General features: G+C 71.2%; 13 protein-coding genes and 1 pseudogene. 11 read left to right on the top strand and 3 right to left on the bottom strand.

Going from position 1 to position 15,937, the window contains the following annotated elements:
• Positions 1-87 precede the first annotated feature (87 nt).
• From ACWD3O_RS23665 to ACWD3O_RS23625, 9 genes and pseudogenes are all read left to right on the top strand, one after another.
• Complete coding sequence (locus ACWD3O_RS23665) at positions 88-486, top strand: hypothetical protein (RefSeq protein WP_451417260.1); 399 nt, start codon at positions 88-90, stop codon at positions 484-486.
• 772 nt (positions 487-1,258) lie between these two features.
• On the top strand, positions 1,259-2,062 hold the full coding sequence (locus ACWD3O_RS23660; protein WP_451417259.1) for a class I SAM-dependent methyltransferase: 804 nt from the start codon (positions 1,259-1,261) through the stop codon (positions 2,060-2,062).
• Between the two features lie 490 nt (positions 2,063-2,552).
• A complete protein-coding gene (locus tag ACWD3O_RS23655; protein WP_451417258.1) occupies positions 2,553-2,726 on the top strand; it encodes a hypothetical protein in 174 nt (57 codons plus the stop codon).
• A 102-nt stretch (positions 2,727-2,828) separates the two neighbouring features.
• Positions 2,829-3,398 (top strand): SMI1/KNR4 family protein, encoded by a 570-nt coding sequence (locus tag ACWD3O_RS23650; RefSeq protein WP_451417257.1) that lies wholly within the window; start codon positions 2,829-2,831, stop codon positions 3,396-3,398.
• A gap of 266 nt (positions 3,399-3,664) precedes the next feature.
• Positions 3,665-4,144 (top strand): hypothetical protein, encoded by a 480-nt coding sequence (locus tag ACWD3O_RS23645; protein ID WP_451410219.1) that lies wholly within the window; start codon positions 3,665-3,667, stop codon positions 4,142-4,144.
• Between the two features lie 35 nt (positions 4,145-4,179).
• Positions 4,180-5,010 (top strand): S1 RNA-binding domain-containing protein, encoded by an 831-nt coding sequence (locus ACWD3O_RS23640; RefSeq protein ID WP_451417256.1) that lies wholly within the window; start codon positions 4,180-4,182, stop codon positions 5,008-5,010.
• A gap of 31 nt (positions 5,011-5,041) precedes the next feature.
• Positions 5,042-6,055 carry a Mu transposase domain-containing protein gene (locus ACWD3O_RS23635; protein WP_451417255.1) on the top strand — a complete coding sequence of 338 codons (1,014 nt, stop codon included), beginning with the start codon at positions 5,042-5,044 and terminating at the stop codon, positions 6,053-6,055.
• A 10-nt stretch (positions 6,056-6,065) separates the two neighbouring features.
• Positions 6,066-6,856, top strand: a pseudogene (gene istB / locus ACWD3O_RS23630) (IS21-like element helper ATPase IstB).
• Positions 6,857-7,007: 151 nt separating this feature from the next.
• Positions 7,008-7,358, top strand: a complete 351-nt coding sequence (locus ACWD3O_RS23625; RefSeq protein WP_451410222.1) for a hypothetical protein — start codon at positions 7,008-7,010, stop codon at positions 7,356-7,358.
• 449 nt (positions 7,359-7,807) lie between these two features.
• Here ACWD3O_RS23625 and ACWD3O_RS23620 read toward each other — a convergent pair whose 3' ends face one another.
• Complete coding sequence (locus ACWD3O_RS23620) at positions 7,808-9,460, bottom strand: family 20 glycosylhydrolase (protein WP_451417254.1); 1,653 nt, start codon at positions 9,458-9,460, stop codon at positions 7,808-7,810.
• A 254-nt stretch (positions 9,461-9,714) separates the two neighbouring features.
• On the opposite strand from ACWD3O_RS23620, the gene ACWD3O_RS23615 reads away from it, so the two are divergent.
• The gene (locus ACWD3O_RS23615; protein WP_451410224.1) at positions 9,715-11,091 is read left to right on the top strand and encodes a glycoside hydrolase family 1 protein; all 1,377 of its coding nucleotides are present in this window, start codon (positions 9,715-9,717) and stop codon (positions 11,089-11,091) included.
• 10 nt (positions 11,092-11,101) lie between these two features.
• Positions 11,102-11,686, top strand: a complete 585-nt coding sequence (locus tag ACWD3O_RS23610; protein ID WP_451410225.1) for a TetR/AcrR family transcriptional regulator — start codon at positions 11,102-11,104, stop codon at positions 11,684-11,686.
• A 285-nt stretch (positions 11,687-11,971) separates the two neighbouring features.
• Here the strand turns inward: ACWD3O_RS23610 and ACWD3O_RS23605 are convergent, their stop codons facing one another.
• On the bottom strand, positions 11,972-13,219 hold the full coding sequence (locus ACWD3O_RS23605; protein ID WP_451417253.1) for a serine hydrolase domain-containing protein: 1,248 nt from the start codon (positions 13,217-13,219) through the stop codon (positions 11,972-11,974).
• A 1-nt stretch (position 13,220) separates the two neighbouring features.
• Positions 13,221-15,638 carry a glycoside hydrolase family 3 C-terminal domain-containing protein gene (locus ACWD3O_RS23600; protein WP_451417252.1) on the bottom strand — a complete coding sequence of 806 codons (2,418 nt, stop codon included), beginning with the start codon at positions 15,636-15,638 and terminating at the stop codon, positions 13,221-13,223.
• Between the last annotated feature and the right edge of the window lie 299 nt (positions 15,639-15,937).

Here is a 15,937-nt window from a genome sequence, read left to right as displayed (position 1 = left end):
CAGGTCACCGTCGCCGCCTCACGTTTTTGCTGGCCAGGCTGGGTATTGGGGCGCGACCGGTCGCCGTGAGGGGGGATAGACATAGTCATGTTCGCTGCACATGTCACCATCACCTACTGGTGGATCGCCGCCATCGTCTCGGGTCTCGCTCTGGTGTTCGCGGTCATGTCCCTCACTCCAGGGCCCAAGAAGCTGCGGTGGTGGCTGACGGCTGTCGCCGCCGCGGTAGTGCCGGGGCTGGCGCTGGCCGTGAAGACGGCGGACATGGGCGCCGAGACCGGACTGGCGTGGTACATCATGATCACCTTGGCTCTGGCGGCTCAGCGGCTCATTTTCGCCAGGTGGTGGCGCCGCCGCATGGCCGCATCCGAGGCCGAGCAGAGCGAGCCGATATCCCGCGGACAGACGGCAATCGCCTGCCTTTCCATAGTTGGCACCGCGGCCGGCATCATCGCCCTGCTGACGGCCATCACTGAGCCGGTATGACGCTGTCGCCGGCCAGCCGCTGTTGCGGCTGCCCGCAAATCGCTCCCCGACCTCCTCGCCCGCCGCCGACCAACGACCCCCGCACCCGAACCTGGCCTGCACCCCCCCCGCCGACCCCGGCGAGCCGCCCGCGCGGCCCTCGGGCCGGCCCGCGAGGGAGTGCGATATGCGGGTCCGGGGGAGCTGCGCACCACCACCGCCACCGCCGTGCGGGCCGCGCCTACGACGTCGTCGCCCACCAGCAGGCGGCGACGCCCGAACAGCTGCTCGTGCCCGAGCCGACCGACCCCGAGACCGGCGACCAGGAGCAGAAGCCCGGGCGTGCGAAGCAGCGGACCTGACGACGCTGCGGGCCCGCAAAGAACACCCTGGCAGCCCCCCGGCTGCTCACTGAAGGCGGTCCGGTGTAGCCCTCGCGGGACTCGGCCTCCGGCGCCAGGCGGGCGACGGCCGCCAAGACCGGCCGCATCCCGCGGTCGCCGGCGGTCCTTCATCCGGACGCGGCGTTTCGGCAATCAGTTGGAATGGCTGTGCCTGAAAGCGCTCCGCAGTGCACGCGCTTGCCGACCGCGCTCCCCGTCGTGGCCCATGGGGCGCCGGTGGAGTGAGGGCCTGCGTCGGCGCGACGTGTCGCGGCGGCCCACAAAATCCGGTGGAGTCTCGGCGGCCGGAAGTGGTTGGGTCCTGCTCAACGCTTCGCCGACACGGCCCGTCACAGCGCGAGGCGCAAGGTCCGAAGCGCAGGGCAGTCCAGCCCGCGCGTCGTCGAGTGATGGGGGTTGTCGCGGTGGCTGGTTATGGGGCGCTTTCCGACGTGTACGAGTGGCTGATCGGGGATGACAGGTTGACCCCCGCCAAGGCGGCCGCGGTCTACTACAGCGATGTCGTGGGCTCTCTGCCGCCCAACGCGCGCGTCCTCGACTGCGCGTGTGGAACCGGCCAGCTCGCCGTCGGTCTCGCGACTCTTGGCCTTGACGTGGTCGCCACAGACGCCAGTGAGGGGATGGTTCGCCGGACCGAGAAGGTCGCCGACGAGCAGGGTGTCCCGCTTCGGACCCTCCGGGCGAGTTGGGACGAGCTGCCCGACCACCTGGAGGACTCCACGTTCGATCTCGTCTTCTGCGTCGGCAACTCGCTCGGGCACGCCAAGGGCGCAGCCGGGCGCCTGGCCGCGCTGGAAGCGATGTCGCGGCTGCTGAAACCGGGCGGACGCCTTGTGCTCCACTCGCGCAACTGGGAGCTCGTGCGCTCCGCCGGTTCACGGGTGGACGTCCGCGATCGACTCATCCGCCGCAACGACCGCGATGCGGTCGTCAGCTACTACTGGCAGATCGAGCAGAGCTGGGAGCAGGAACACTTCCTCGAGATCGTGGTCGCCCAGGTCGAGCCGGACGGGGCCGTGCGAGCCTGCTCGGAGCGGTTGTCCATCTGGCCCTACCGTTACGAGGACCTCGTGGCGCAGTTGCGGATCGTCGGGCTCACGGTGCAGTCCACCACCTTCGACCCCGACAGCGATGGGTACCTGGTGGTCGCCGGCCGCGACCAGGCGCGGGACACGTCTGACCCGGCGCGCTGATCCGCCTTTCGTCGTTGTCGACCTGCCAGCTCGCGACCGCCTGCAGCTGGTATTTCGCGACGAGTTCAGCGCTTGAAGCGGCTGCTACGGGTGCGGTCCCCACCCTGCATCTGACCTGCTCAAGGTGAAGCTGGAACCACGCGCGATCTGTCTTGTCGTCAGCTCACGGCGGTCGCGGGATCATTACACGCACTTCCGCGTGGGGAAGCCCGCGATCGTCCACACTCGCCGGCCGGCCGGCCGGCCGGACAGGACAGCGGCTCGGCCTTGCCCGGCCGACGATCCGGCTCGCCGGGGGCCGCCCCGACACCTATCGCGGCGCCGCGCCTCGGAACAGCCCGACAGCGGTGGCTGGCGTCGACAGCCTGCTGCCGAGCAGGCCCAGGCCGGCCGGTTCGTGAGAACACGGGGATGGCAGGGACACCGACAGCGGGCGACATCCAGCGAAGCCAGGCACGTCGCCGGCAGGAAGCGGCGGAAAAGGCAGAGCTTGCCGCCCGAGCAGCGGCCGGCCGACCTGGCCTCCTGGACGGCAGCCATCGAGGCGAAGTGGACGATGCGCCCGACGCAGGTGGACCCGAAAGAGGTCAGAACCGCCCAGCGCGCCGCGATGACGGCCCTTGCGGAGGCCGGCGAGGTGGAACTCGCCCGGACGGCCGGCTGAGCACCGACAGCCTCGGCCTGCCGGGCAGGAAGGGAGTCCTGCTCGCAGGATGAGCTCTGGTGCCCTGCGATAGATTGCGGGCGACACGAGAGAAGAGCTCGCATGGACTCCCGCATTCCGCGGTTGCGACGCAAGCTGGCAGGCATCCCCTACGCGCCCGGCCGAAGCCACTCCTTTGGGGAAGAGCGGCACCAATTCCGTCTCGGCCCCCGCCTCACCAAGGGTCAGGCAGACGCCTTCGAGGCCGAGCATGACGTGGAACTCCCGCAGCCTTATCGAGACTTCCTCACCCACATGGGCGGCAGTGGTGCGTCTCCGTACTACGGACTGATCCCGTTGGAGGACTGCACGCTCTTCACGATGAACTCCAGAGACGCCGGCACGGGCGCAAGGGGATTCAGCCGCACCTATCGCCCCACCCGCCGTGGTGACCTGTTCCTGCATGTCATCGATCGCGGCTGCAGCGATCTCGTCCTCATAGGCATGACCGGCCCTCTCACCGGGCGCGTGCTCATCGGCAACGCAGACGGCTTCTGGGGGCCGAACGTCTCTTCAGCCCCGGACTTTCTCGCCTGGTACGAACGATGGCTCGACCACATGGCTGCCGGACGGGACAACCGGGCTCTGGAGCTCACCTCCCCGGCTTTGTTGGTGAGTTTCAAGAACGTCTGACGCTCAACGGCAGGAACGCTCGGTTCCACGGGAGAGTGATGTCGCCGAGTTTCGAGAACACCTCGCTGCTTGCTTCGGGGCCATGGTTGTGCTCTGCACGACAAGGGGGCCCGGGTCCTGCCGAAGTCCAAGGTCGATCTGTACGCGGCGATCCGCCGTGACGCCAAGGGGGCATGTCGTTGCGGGCGCTCATGCGGAAGTACGGAGTCGGCTACGAGACGGTGCAGAAGGCCCTGACCTAGGCGTTGCCGGAACCGCGGAAGAAGATGGAGCCGCGGGAGACACGGCTGGACCCCGACAAGCCGGTGATCGACGGCATCCTCACGGCCGATCTGACCGCGCCACGGAAGCAGCGGCACACCGTCAAGCGGATCTTCGACCGGCTGCTGGACGAGCATGGCGAGGGCCTGAACCGTCCGCTGGACGACTACACCGCCGAGGCGATTGGCGAATATCTCGCCTATCGCCACCGTCGCTGGCCGAACAGCACCAATCCGCACCTGCTGGTCAGCCGAAACACAGCCACGACGACAACGGCCGTGGGCACGTTCTGGATGGACAGGCTGGTCAAGGACCTACCCGTGGGCGTCGACCGACTACGGCAGGACCGCATCCTGGAGGAGGCTCTTGCCAGCGGAGCGGATCCACTCCACCTCGCGCACGTGTTCTCGCTCGGTGCCGAAACTAGCCTCCGCCACACGACCCCCGCCGCCGTCTCGGCCGTCGAGCACGAATCCCTCCCATGACCTGACGGACGGTTTCTCGTGAGAGGCTGGGCGGCATGGGCGGGGCGTCGGACGATGAGTTTTCCCGGAAGTTTCTGGCTGCGATCCAGATCGGTGATGTCTGCAGCGGGATCGTGGCAGCGGTAACTCCACGAGGCGTGTCGGTGACCCTGGACGGTTTTGCCGCACGTCCGCTGGGATTCGTGGGGTCGCTGGATCTGTCCTGGGTCCGGTTCTCGGCAGCGGCGGTGGAGGTCGGCGACCGGATCACCGCCGAGGTGACTGCCATCGACCTGGAGCAAGGTCGAGTCTGGATGTCCACGGCCGCCACGGAGAACCCCGAGCTCTGGGCATTTCTGAAAACCCTCCGCACCGGAGAAACGCTGTCGGGCCAGATCGGGTCGATCGAACGGTTCGGAGTGTTCGTGGCGCTGGACGACGGCCCAGACCATCCGGTCTTCCCCGGCGTCGGGTTCATCACGATCCCCGAACTGTCCTGGCGACACTTCGAGACAGCTTCGGACGTCGTTCAGGTGGGCCAGCGCGTTAGGTGCGAGTTCCTCCAGTTCGACACAACGAACGGAGAGGCCAGGCTGTCCCTGCGGGCGACGCAGCCCGACCCGTTCCAGACCTTCGCCGAGAGCACCACGGTGGGGCAGACGCTGCAGGGACGAGTTATCAAGCTGGTCCCGTTCGGAGTGTTTGTGCAGGTCACCAACGACATCGAGGGACTGGTCCATCTGCAAGAGCTCACCTGGACGCCTGTCGAGGTTCCAGAGACGGTCGTTCAAGTCGGCGACGAGATCACGGTCGTCGTCACAGAGATCGACCGAGAGCGACGCAGGCTGTCTCTCTCCCGACGGCAGGCTTCTACGGCTCTCGACTGACCTCTCTAGGTCTCGCCGCAACCTGCAGGCTTTGAATGAACCACCGTCTTCCTTCCGGCGAACTGCTCTCCTGACACCGTGGGTTCGTCGCGACCACCCTTCAGAACTCGCGAACCCACGGAAGATCAGGCTGGAGGCCTTCTACTGCCAGCCCGGTATCCGCGGCGCCCACGAGAAGGGCGGAGTCGAGGGCCAGATCGGCTGGTTTCGCCGCAACCACCTCGTCCCCGTCCCCGAAGTGGACACGCTCGCCGAGCTAGCGCGAGGATCGACCGGTGGGACCAGGAGGACGACAACCGCCGCATTTCGCTCCCGGACCCACACGATCGGCGAGTCCTTCGCGACGGAACAGCCGCTGCTGGTACCGCTACCGGAAGATCCCTTCGAGGCCGGCCTGCTCTCCACGCCTCGGGTCGACCGCTACAGCCAGATCTGCCTCCGGATGAACCGCTACTCGGTGCCGGTCCGGCTGATCGGCCGGACCGTCCGCGTCATGCTCCATGCCTCCGAGCTGGTGGTCTACGACGGACGTGAGGAAGTCGCCCGGCACGAACGGCTCATCGCCCGCGGCGCCAACCGTCGCGAACTCGACCACTACCTGGAGGCCCTGATCCGGAAGCCGGGTGCCCTGCCTGGTGCCACCGCCCTCGACCAGGCGCGTGCTGCCGGGCGATTCACCCCGATCCACGATGCCTGGTGGCAGGCCGCGGTGAAGGCCCATGGTGAACGCGACGGGACCCGTGCTCTGATCGAGGTTTTTCTCCTCAGCCGGCACCTGCCTCACGAACACCTCGTCACGGGGCTCACCGCCGCCCTGCAAAGCGGGGCCCTCACGTCAGATGCCGTTGCCCTGGAAGCACGCAAAGCGGCAGATGCCGACACCGAGCCCGAAGAGACAGCACCACCCGCCACCGGCAGCCAGCACGGCAGCGCGCCGTTGCCCGCTGCCGTCCGGGCCCGGCTACCGCCGGACAAGCGCCCTCTCCCCTCCGTCGCCCACTACGACCAGCTCCTGCGGCTCCGCCGACCCGATCCCAACACCTGAGGAGAACAGCATGACCCTTCCCCGCCAGCGAGGACTCACCGAGCAGGCCGCCAACACCGCCGTCGACCAGGCATGCCGCATGCGCTGCCCACATCCGGTCCCAGTTTCCCGAGCTGGCCGAGAAGGCCGAACGCGAGCAGATGTCATACCTCGGCTTCCTTGCCGAACTCCTCCTCGCGGAGTGCGATGACCGGGCCCGCCGTCGCTCAGAGCGCCGCATCAAGGCCGCAGGCTTCCCTCGCGACAAGTCGCTCCGCAAGTTCGACTTCGACGCGAACCCCAACATCGACGCGGCCATGATTCACACCCTTGCCAAATGCGAGTGGATCAAGAAGGGCCTGCCCCTCTGCCTGATCGGGGACTCGGGCACCGGCAAGTCCCACCTGCTGATCGCTCTCGGCACCGAGGCCGCGATGGCCGGCTACCGAGTGAAGTACGTGCCGGCAACCAAGCTGGTCAACGAGCTCGTCGAAGCCGCTGATGAGAAGCAGCTGACCAAGACCATCGCCCGCTATGGCCGTGTTGATCTCCTCTGCATCGACGAGCTCGGCTACATGGAACTCGACCGACGCGGCATCGAACTCCTCTTCCAGGTTTTGACCGAGCGGAGCGGGAGGAGAAGAACAGCGTGGCGATCGCTTCGAACGAGTCCTTCTCGGGCTGGACAAAGACGTTCACCGATCCCCGCCCTTGCGCGGCCATCGCCGACCGCCTCACCTTCGGCGGCACATCATCGAGACCGGCACCGACTCCTACCGGCTGGCAGCCACCCGCGCACGCGCTGAACAGCAAGTCAGCTGAACCGCCCACGAGGACTTGATCTCTGCCGCGAACAAGTTCTAGGGTCGGCCCACCCAACGTCTTCCCACTGGAAGTGTTCATGCCTCGCCGGTCACCGGGCGAGATCAGAACGCAGCTCCCGCAAGGCCGAACGCAACATCGGCGGGCACCCGTGATCCGCGGATTGTCCGCCTCGGCGAACAGGCAGATCGCCGACTTCGAACGAGGCCACGGCCTCCCCGCAGGCGAAGTCGCGCACTCGTTCCGCCGCTGGAACATGTCCGTCCGCCGGTCGCGCGCAGACCACGAGCCGTTCTACGAACGCGATGACACAGACCTCCGCAACGGCGAGTATCACGTCCGCACGCTGCTGGAGCTCACCCTCCATGCTCTGAGCTCCAAGGCACGACGCGAGCTGAGCGCAGTGATCGGTCCCGCAGACGAACGCGTGCTTCACCGCACGCTCAACAACCCCTTCGCACCCCATGACCTCCCCTGGTGGATGCGTCGAATAGGTGTCTGAACCCCCACCCGTTCCTAGTTCTGGCCGACGTCTCCAGGCATCTCAGGCCAGAAGCGTTGCCAGCACTGGCCGACATCCGTTCTTCGTTTTCACCTACGCAGCCACCTCCCCCAGCTCAGAGCCCATCCGATTCAGTTTGGGCAGCGGTGCTCGGATCTTGAGGCCCGTGAATGGCGGGCAGGGCGCGGTCCGTCGAAAAGGTCACGGCGAGTTTGGCGAGGGCGAGGCGAGGGGCGGCGAAGCGCTGGGTATTCGGCTGGCCGGCGGGCCGGCAGAGCTGGAACGTGAGCCTGAACCGCGCTGCGGGCCCGGGCCTCGCTGCCGGGACGGGGCCGTCCCCCAGGCGGAGCCGCAACTGACCGACCAGCAGGTCGGCAACCGCGGCGGCGCGTGCCTGCGCGCCCTGGGCGGGGACGAACGAACCCGCAGTGCGTGCCGGCGGGGGCGCGTCAGGTCGTCCAGGGGATCTCCGTGGAGGCGAGGTAGGCGAGCCCTCGCTGTTCCCAGAGCCTCCCGTGGCGGGCGAGACGGACGCGGTGGTCCTCCCACTGCGGTGCCCGCCCGGCCCACGCGGTCTCCGCGACGGACGCGAGCCGCGGCAGCAGCAGGGTGGTCAGGTCGTCGAGCCCGCCGATCGACTCGCCGAAGAGTGTCGCCTCGATGCCGGCGATCCGTTCCTCGGGGATCCCGTGGGAGGCCGGGTCCCACTCCGCGGTGTGCCGGACCCCGCGCGGCCGGTAGGCCGTGAACCCCAGCCGGGCGGCGGCCTCGGCCTGGCTCGGGGGCGCCACCTCATGGGCGTACGGCCGGTCCAGGTAGAGGTGGGACTGCGGCGACAGCAGGATCCGTCCACCCCCCTCGACAGCACGGGCGACATCGTGGTCGGCCGGGGCGAAGAACTTCTTCAGCGCCGCGACGAGTTCGAGAGTGTGGCCGGCGGCGAGCAGTTCGGGCCGACGGGCCAGTTCCTCCTGCGTGTCGGGCAGGTCCATCATCGGCACGTCCACCCAGAACTGGACGATGTCGTCCTGGTCGACGCCGGCCCGGGAGGACTCCTGCCAGGCCAGTGGCCGCTTACCGGACTCCCGTACCATGGCGCGCAGTTCGCGTACCGCGAGGACGAAGCTGCTCACGGTCATGCCGAAGCTCTCGTCCCCGCCGACGTGCACGAAGGGGCCGGTGGTCAGACGGCACACGTCGGCGAGGACCGCGGCGACGGTCGAGCGGGTGTCCGGATCGGCGAGGTCCAGCGGCGGAACGAACGGGAAGCGGCCGGTCACGCCCTCCGGCGCGGGGGCGGGCGGCAGGGCCGGAAAGGCCGCGCGCAGGGCGGAGCAGTGGCCCGGCAGGTCGATCTCGGGCACGACGGTCATGAAGCGCTCGGCCGCGTACCGCTGGAGGGCCTGGTAGTCCTCGGTGGTGTAGAAGTCCCGCGCCGCGCCTTCGTCCCGCGCCGCGCCCTCGTCCCCGGCGGCGGTCAGCTCGGGGGCGGAGGGCAGTTGCAGGCGCCATCCCTCGTTGTCGGTCAGGTGCAGGTGCAGCACGTTCAGCTTGTACAGCGCGGCGAGGTCGATGACGCGGCGCAGCTCGTCCGGGGTGAGGAAGCCACGCGCCGGGTCGATCAGCAGGCCCCGCCAGGCGTGGTGCGGGGCGTCGGTGAACTCCTGGCACGGGATGCGGCCGGCGGACGTGGAGAGCAGTTGGAGTGCCGTGGTGGCGGCCCGGAACACCCCCTCGGCGGTGGCTGCACGGCAGGTGATGCCGTCCTCGGTGACCGTCAGGCGGTAGGACTCGTCCACGGGCCGCGCGGCGCCGCACGGGGAGACGCCGACGGGGACACGGCCCGGCGCCGCCGTCTCCCCGTCGAGAACGAGGGTGAGGGTGCCCCCGGCCGGAAGGGCGTCGTCGTCGGGGCCCTGCGGCGTCAGGCGGTCGCCCAGGTGCGGTTCCAGCAGCGCCCGCACCGTACCGGCCACCGCGGTGAGGCGGTCGTCCGCGACGCGGATCCGCCAGGGGCCCGTGACGGACAGCGCCCCGTCCGTTGCCGTTGCCGTTGGTGCCGCTGCTGTCCGGTGCGCCGGGCGGGGAATGACGGCGTCCATGCTCTCCTCCACAGGGGTGCTACGGGGGCCGCCCCGCGGCCCGGGTACGCGGCGGACCCCGAGCCGGCGTCCTGTCAGGTGGACGCCGGCATCGGGGAAGTGCCGGGGCCGTGTTCGGGGCGGCGCTGTCGAGCCGCCTCTTCCTGCCGGCCCGGAACCGCCTGTACGCTAACACGAAAACCGATCAATGAACGCTTTTCGTGGAGTCGCACGTGCCGCCGTCGCCTCGGCTCCGCCGTGGAAGGAGCTCTCGCATGACGCCCTCGACCGGGTCCGGTCTCGTGCTGCCGGACGGTTTCCTCATGGGAGCCGCCACCTCCGCCCACCAGATCGAGGGGAACAACGTCTCCAGCGACTGGTGGGCCATCGAGAACCGGCCGGGCACCTTCGTGGCCGAGCCCAGCGGCGACGCCGCCGACAGCTTCCACCGCTGGCCCGAGGACATGGACCTGCTCAGCCGGCTCGGCTTCAACGCCTACCGTTTCGGCATCGAATGGGCCCGCATCGAGCCCGAGCGAGGACGGGTGTCCCGCGCCGCCGTCGAGCACTACCGCGCCATGGTGCGCGGAGCCCTGGAACGCGGCCTCACCCCGGTGGTGACGCTGCACCACTTCACCTCGCCCCGGTGGTTCAGCGAACTCGGCGGCTGGTCGTCGACGGAGGCGGTCGACCTCTTCGCGGCGTACGCCGAGGTGGCCGCGGAGATCCTCTCCGCCGGTGTCCGCCATGTGGCCACCATCAACGAACCGAACATGATCGCGCTGATGCACACCCTGCTGCGCCGTACCGTCCGGGGCTCGCAGGAGGAGGGCGGGACCGACGCGGGGGGAACGGGCCATGCCCCAGGAGGCACGGGCCACGCCTCAGGAGGCGCGGGCCACGCCCCAGGGGGAGCGAAGGGCGCGGCGGGCGGGGGAGACGCGGGCGCCGTGGCCGCGGGCCTGGGGGCGGCCGAGCCGGACGCCGAGGTGACCCAGGTGCTGATCCGGGCGCACCGGGCCGCGTCCGCCGTGCTGAAGCGGGCCGACCCCGCCCTGCGGGTCGGCTGGACGGTCGCCAACCAGGTCTACCAGGCCGCGCCGGGCGCGGAGGAGGCCGTAGCCGCGTACGCCTGGCCGCGCGAGGACGTCTTCCTGGAAGCCGCGCGCGAGGACGACTGGATCGGGGTGCAGGCGTACACCCGCCACCTGATCGGCCCGGACGGCGCTCTTCCGGTGCCGCCGGGCGCCGGGACCACGCTGACCGGATGGGAGATCTACCCCGAGGCGCTGGGGGAGGCGGTGCGGCACACGGCCTCCGTGGTCGGACCGCACGTCCCCGTCCTGGTCACCGAGAACGGCATCGCCACCCGCGACGACGACCAGCGCATCGCGTACACCGAGGGCGCGCTGGCGAGTCTGGCCGAGGCGATGCGCGACGGCGCCGACGTCCGCGGATACCTGCACTGGAGCGCCCTGGACAACTACGAGTGGGGTTCCTACCGGCCGACGTTCGGACTCATCGCGGTCGATCCCCTCACCTTCGCCCGAGAGCCCAAGCCGTCTGCCCGCTGGCTGGGCGCCCTGGCGCGCTCCGGGCGGCTCCCCCTCGGTGCGGCCGCCGCACCCACCGGTGAGCCCTTCCCGGGTTAGGGTGATCGCCATGGCGAAACGGGGCCCGTACGAGAAGGGCGAGGCGAAGCGCGCCGAGATCCTGCGCGCAGCGCTGGAGATCTTCGCGGCCGAGGGATACCGGGGCACCTCCCTGCGCAAGGTGGCCGCCAGGTGCAACCTCAGCCTGCCCGGCCTGATGCACTACTTCGACTCCAAGGAGGACCTGCTCACGCAGGTGCTGCGGATGCGCGACGAGACCGCCCGGATACGGCAGGGCGAGCGCACCGACCCCGAGAGGTACCGGGAGATCATCCGGGAGGGCGCGAAGACCCCCGGCCTGGTGGAACTGTTCGTGTCCATGGCGGCGGCCGCCGGCGATCCCGGCCATCCCGCGCACCAGCACTTCGCGGAGCGGTATCCGGCGCTGCGGGAGCGGGTCGCCGCGTACGTCCAGGAGCGGATGGACGAAGGGCGGATGACCACCGTGATCCCCGCCGAACGGCTGGCGGTCCTGCTGCTGGCGGTGGCCGACGGCATCCAGTTGCAGTGGCTCATCGACCGGTCGGTGGACATGGAACAGCCGATCGAGGACGTCATGCGCCTTCTCGAACCGACGACGAAACCGGGCGCCTGACCGCCCGGGCCGGGTGGCCCGGGCGTACGCGCCCCGCCCGGCCCGCCGGCACCGGCCCGGGCCGTAATCCCTGGCCCACCGGCACCGGCACCGGCACCGGCCCGGTCTCCCACCCAGGCCGAGCCGGCCCTGCCGGGGCTGTCATCCCGGGCGCACCGCCTGCTCCCCGCGGTCCGGGGCCGGTGGCCGGGCGGTTTCGCCGGGGCGCCGCCCTCCCGCGCGGCGCACGCCGGGGCCGGACGCCGGGACCGGTGACGACGCCGGCGCGCGACCGCGGCCGTCCGCTCACCCCTCCCCGGAGATGCCCGCCGCCTCCCTGATGGCCGCCGTCCAGTCCACCCAGCGCGGGTCGGGCCCCGACGAGGGCTCCCAGGACATGGCCGTGCAGACGTACCCCACCGCGAGCGCGTGCTCCGGATGGGCCATGCCGAGGCGGCCGCCCGCCCCGGCATGGCCGAACGAGCCCTCGCCCAGCAACGGACAACCGGGGCGCGGCAGTTCGAAGCCGAGGCCGAAGCGGGACCGGTCCGGACCGTCGAGCCGGTCCAGGGGCGGGGGCGGCGCCAGGTGGTCGGTGTGCGGGGCGCGCGCCCGGTCGACGGTGGAGGCGGACAGCAGCCGCACCCCGTCGACCGGGCCGACGACCGCCGCGTACAGCCGCGACAGGGACCGCGCGTTGCCGATGGCGCCCGCCGCGGGGATCTCGGTGGCCCGGCCCCGACGCGTGCCGAACCCCTCGACGGCGGCCCTCAGTTCGGCCGCCCCCGCCCGGAGCACGGCGGCCGTCCGGTCGTCCGGTGCGAGCCCGAGCGAGCCCACCGCCGCCGCGACCTCCTCGGGTGTGGGCTCGGGCCGCACGGCGAACTGCCGCACGAAGCGGTGCTCTTCGCGGGGCGGCAGCCCGATCCACAGGTCGAGCCCCAGCGGCGCGGCCACCTCGTGGGCGAAGAACGCGCCGATGCTCGTGCCCGTCACCCGGCGGACGACCTCGCCGACCAGATGGCCCTGGGTGAGGGAGTGGTAGAGGAAGGCGGTGCCCGGATCCCAGACCGGCCGCATCGCCGCGAGGGCGCGGACGCGCGCGTCCGTGTCGAGCAGTCCGGGCAGAGAGGTGCCCTCCGGACGGTCGGTGAAGGCGGGCAGCCCCGCCCGGTGGGCGAGGAGGTCCGCCACCGTGGTGCCCGCCTTCCCGGCCTCCGCGTACTGCGGCCAGTACCGTGCGACGGGCGCGTCCAGGTCCAGGGCGCCGCGCTCGGCCAGCAGATGCGCGCAGACGGCGGTCAGGCCCTTCGACACGGACATCAGCACCCCCACCGACCTCGGCCCGAACGGTGTTCCGGCCGGCCCGGAGGGAGTTCCGGCCGCCGTCGCCGGGCCCGTGGACCACAGGTCCACGACCAGCCGGCCGTGGTGGTGGACGGCCAGCTGGGCGGCGCCCGGGTCATGCGCCTGGCCGCGCGCGAAGGCGTCCCGCACGGCCTCCCAGCCGGGCCGCACGCTCCCGCCCACGGTCATCTCCCGGGACGGCGCCATGTCAGCCCTCCCCGCCGCTCCGGTCCGTGGCCCGGTCCGTGGCTCGGTCCATGGCCCGATCCGCGGCCCGGTCCGCGGCCCGGTCGGCCCCCTGTACGGCGCTCCGTTCGGCGGCGAGAACGGTCAGTTCCGCCACCTCCTCGGGGCCGACCGGGCTCTGCGGGAACTCGGAGATCACGTCGAGCGGCGTCCCGGCGAGGAACCGCCGCATCACCGGGTCGTCCATGGCGCTGGGGGTCCCCTCTCGCCGGGCCCGGGCGAACCTCGCCGCCAGCAGGGGCCCGCCCACGGGGTGCCGCAGCCACTCTCCCAGCGTGTTGCGTCCGTCCAGCCGCATTCGCGAGGGGTCGCCGACGACGGTCACCTCGGCGGTCAGGCGGATGTCGCGCGAGGAGGCGCCCGCCTCGATGCGGTGGACGCCGCCCTCCACACGCCGGCCACCCTCGCGCTCGCTGTGGTGGGCGAGGTCCTCGCGCTCCAGCCGCACCTCCACCTCGCGGCTCTCCCCGGCGGCGAGGGTGACCGTGGCGAAGCCGAGCAATTCCCTCGGAGGGCGGGCGACCTCCGAGGCCGCCGGGCCGGCGCCGTAGATCTGGACGACCTCGCGTCCCTCGCGGTCCCCCGTGTTGGTGACGGTCACCGTCACGGTGTACGCCGCGCCGTCCTCGTCCTGGACCACCCGCAGCCCGTCGTAGGCGAAGGAGGTGTAGGACAGGCCGTGGCCGAACGGGAAGGCGACCTCGCAGCGGCGGGCGTCGTAGCCGCGGTACCCCACGAAGATGCCCTCGCCGTAGCGGACCCGGCCCTCCTCGCCCGGGAAGTGGAGGTGGCTGGGGGAGTCCTCCAGGCGCAGCGGTATGGTCTCGGCGAGTTTCCCGGACGGGTTGACCACGCCGAACAGCACCCGGGCGAGCGCCCCGCCGCCGCCCTGACCGAGCAGCCAGCCCTCGAGCAGGGCGGGCACGGCCGTGTGCCAGGGGGACGTCCGCACCACCCCGCCGTTGGAGAGCACGACGACGACCCGCGGGTTCACCGCGACGATCCGCTCCAGCAGGCGCAGTTGGACGTCCGGCAGGTCGAGGTGGTCGCGGTCGAAGCCCTCCGACTCGTCCTGGGCGGGGAGTCCGAGGAACAGCACCACGGTGTCGCTCGCGGACGCCAGGCGAACGGCCTCCTCCGCCAGCTCCTCCGCCGGCTCCTCCGCCGGGACCGGGCCCCTGTCCGCGCGAGCTGTCCCGGGGAGCGGGTAGCCGGCGGCGAAGTCCACCCGGGCCCCGTCGGCGAGTTCCCGCAGGCCGTCGAGCGGCGTGTCGAGGCGGGTCGGCGTCACCTGGGAACTGCCCGCCCCCTGGTAGCGCGGCGTCCGGGCCAGTTCACCGACGACCGCCACCGTGCCGCAGGCGGGGTCGAGGGGCAGCAGCCCGGTGTCGTTCTTCAGCAGGACGACACACTGTTCGGCGGCCGTCGCGGCGAGCCGGTGGTGCTCCTCGGCGTCGAACGTCCCCCGGGCCGTGCGCGCCCCGTCCGCCGCGCGCCGGGCGAAGCGGACGAGCCGTTCCACGGCGGCGTCGAGCACCGACTCGTCGAGGTCGCCGGACTCGACCGCGGCGACGATCTCCCGGTCGGTGCGCCCGCCGGTGCCCGGCATCTGCAGGTCGAGCCCCGCGCGCAGCGCGGCGACCCGGTCGCGCACCGCGCCCCAGTCGGACATGACGATGCCGTCGAAGCCCCATTCGGTGCGCAGCACGTCCGTGAGCAGGCGGGTGTTCTGCGACAGGGGGACGCCGTTGACCGCGTTGTAGGAGGCCATCACGGACCACGGTCGGTCGCGGCGGACGATGCGCTCGAAGGCCCGCAGGTAGATCTCACGGAGCGGGCGCTCGTCGATGTCGGCGCTGACCCGCATGCGGTCGGTCTCCTGGTTGTTGGCCGCGTAGTGCTTGAGCGCCGCCCCGACGCCCGCCTCCTGCAGCCCGCGGACCATGGCCCCGCCCAGTTCGGCGGAGAGCAGCGGGTCCTCGGAGAAGTACTCGAAGTTGCGTCCGCACAGCGGCGATCGCTTGATGTTGACGCCCGGGCCCAGCACGACGCGCACCCCGTGGGCGGTCGCCTCCGCGGCGATGGCGCCGGCGACCTCGTGGACCAGCTCCGGGTGCCAGCTGCTGCCGAGCGCCACGGCGGGCGGGAAGCAGGTGGCGGGTGCCGCGCTGTGCAGGTCCAGCTGCCCGCCGTCGCCGCTCTCCTTGGGCAGCCGCAGTCCGTGCGGGCCGTCGGACATGGGGACCGCCGGTATGTCCGCGGAGGGCAGGGCGGTCGTGACGAAGTCACCGGCGCCGCTGGTCAGCGATGCCTTCTCGGCGAGGGAGAGCCGGGTCGGCGCCGGCTCCACGGCCGGGTCGGGGGAAGCCTGTGAGGTCATGGACGTACCTACCGGGGATCGGGAGACGGGTAACGGTCCGGCGTGCCGACGGCGTGCCGTCCGGTGTGCGGTCAGGCGCGCGGTCCGGCGTGCGCAAGGCTGTGCCGGCCGATCGCCGGCACGGGCGAGGCCGTCCGGACCGCGGCGGCGGCCCCGCCGATCCGAAAACCGTAAGTTGATCGGTTTTCGCTGTCAAGGACGACCGCTGCGCCGTCCTGTCCCGGTGCGACAGGCGCCCATTCACCTCCGGTCGCACCTATTGACGCCCGGAAACCGATCATCTTACGGTTTTCGCGCTC

Source organism: Streptomyces sp. NPDC002640, from assembly GCF_053592575.1.
The sequence above is the reverse complement of the archived record's forward strand: the minus strand, read 5'-3'. Positions and strand labels throughout refer to the sequence as shown.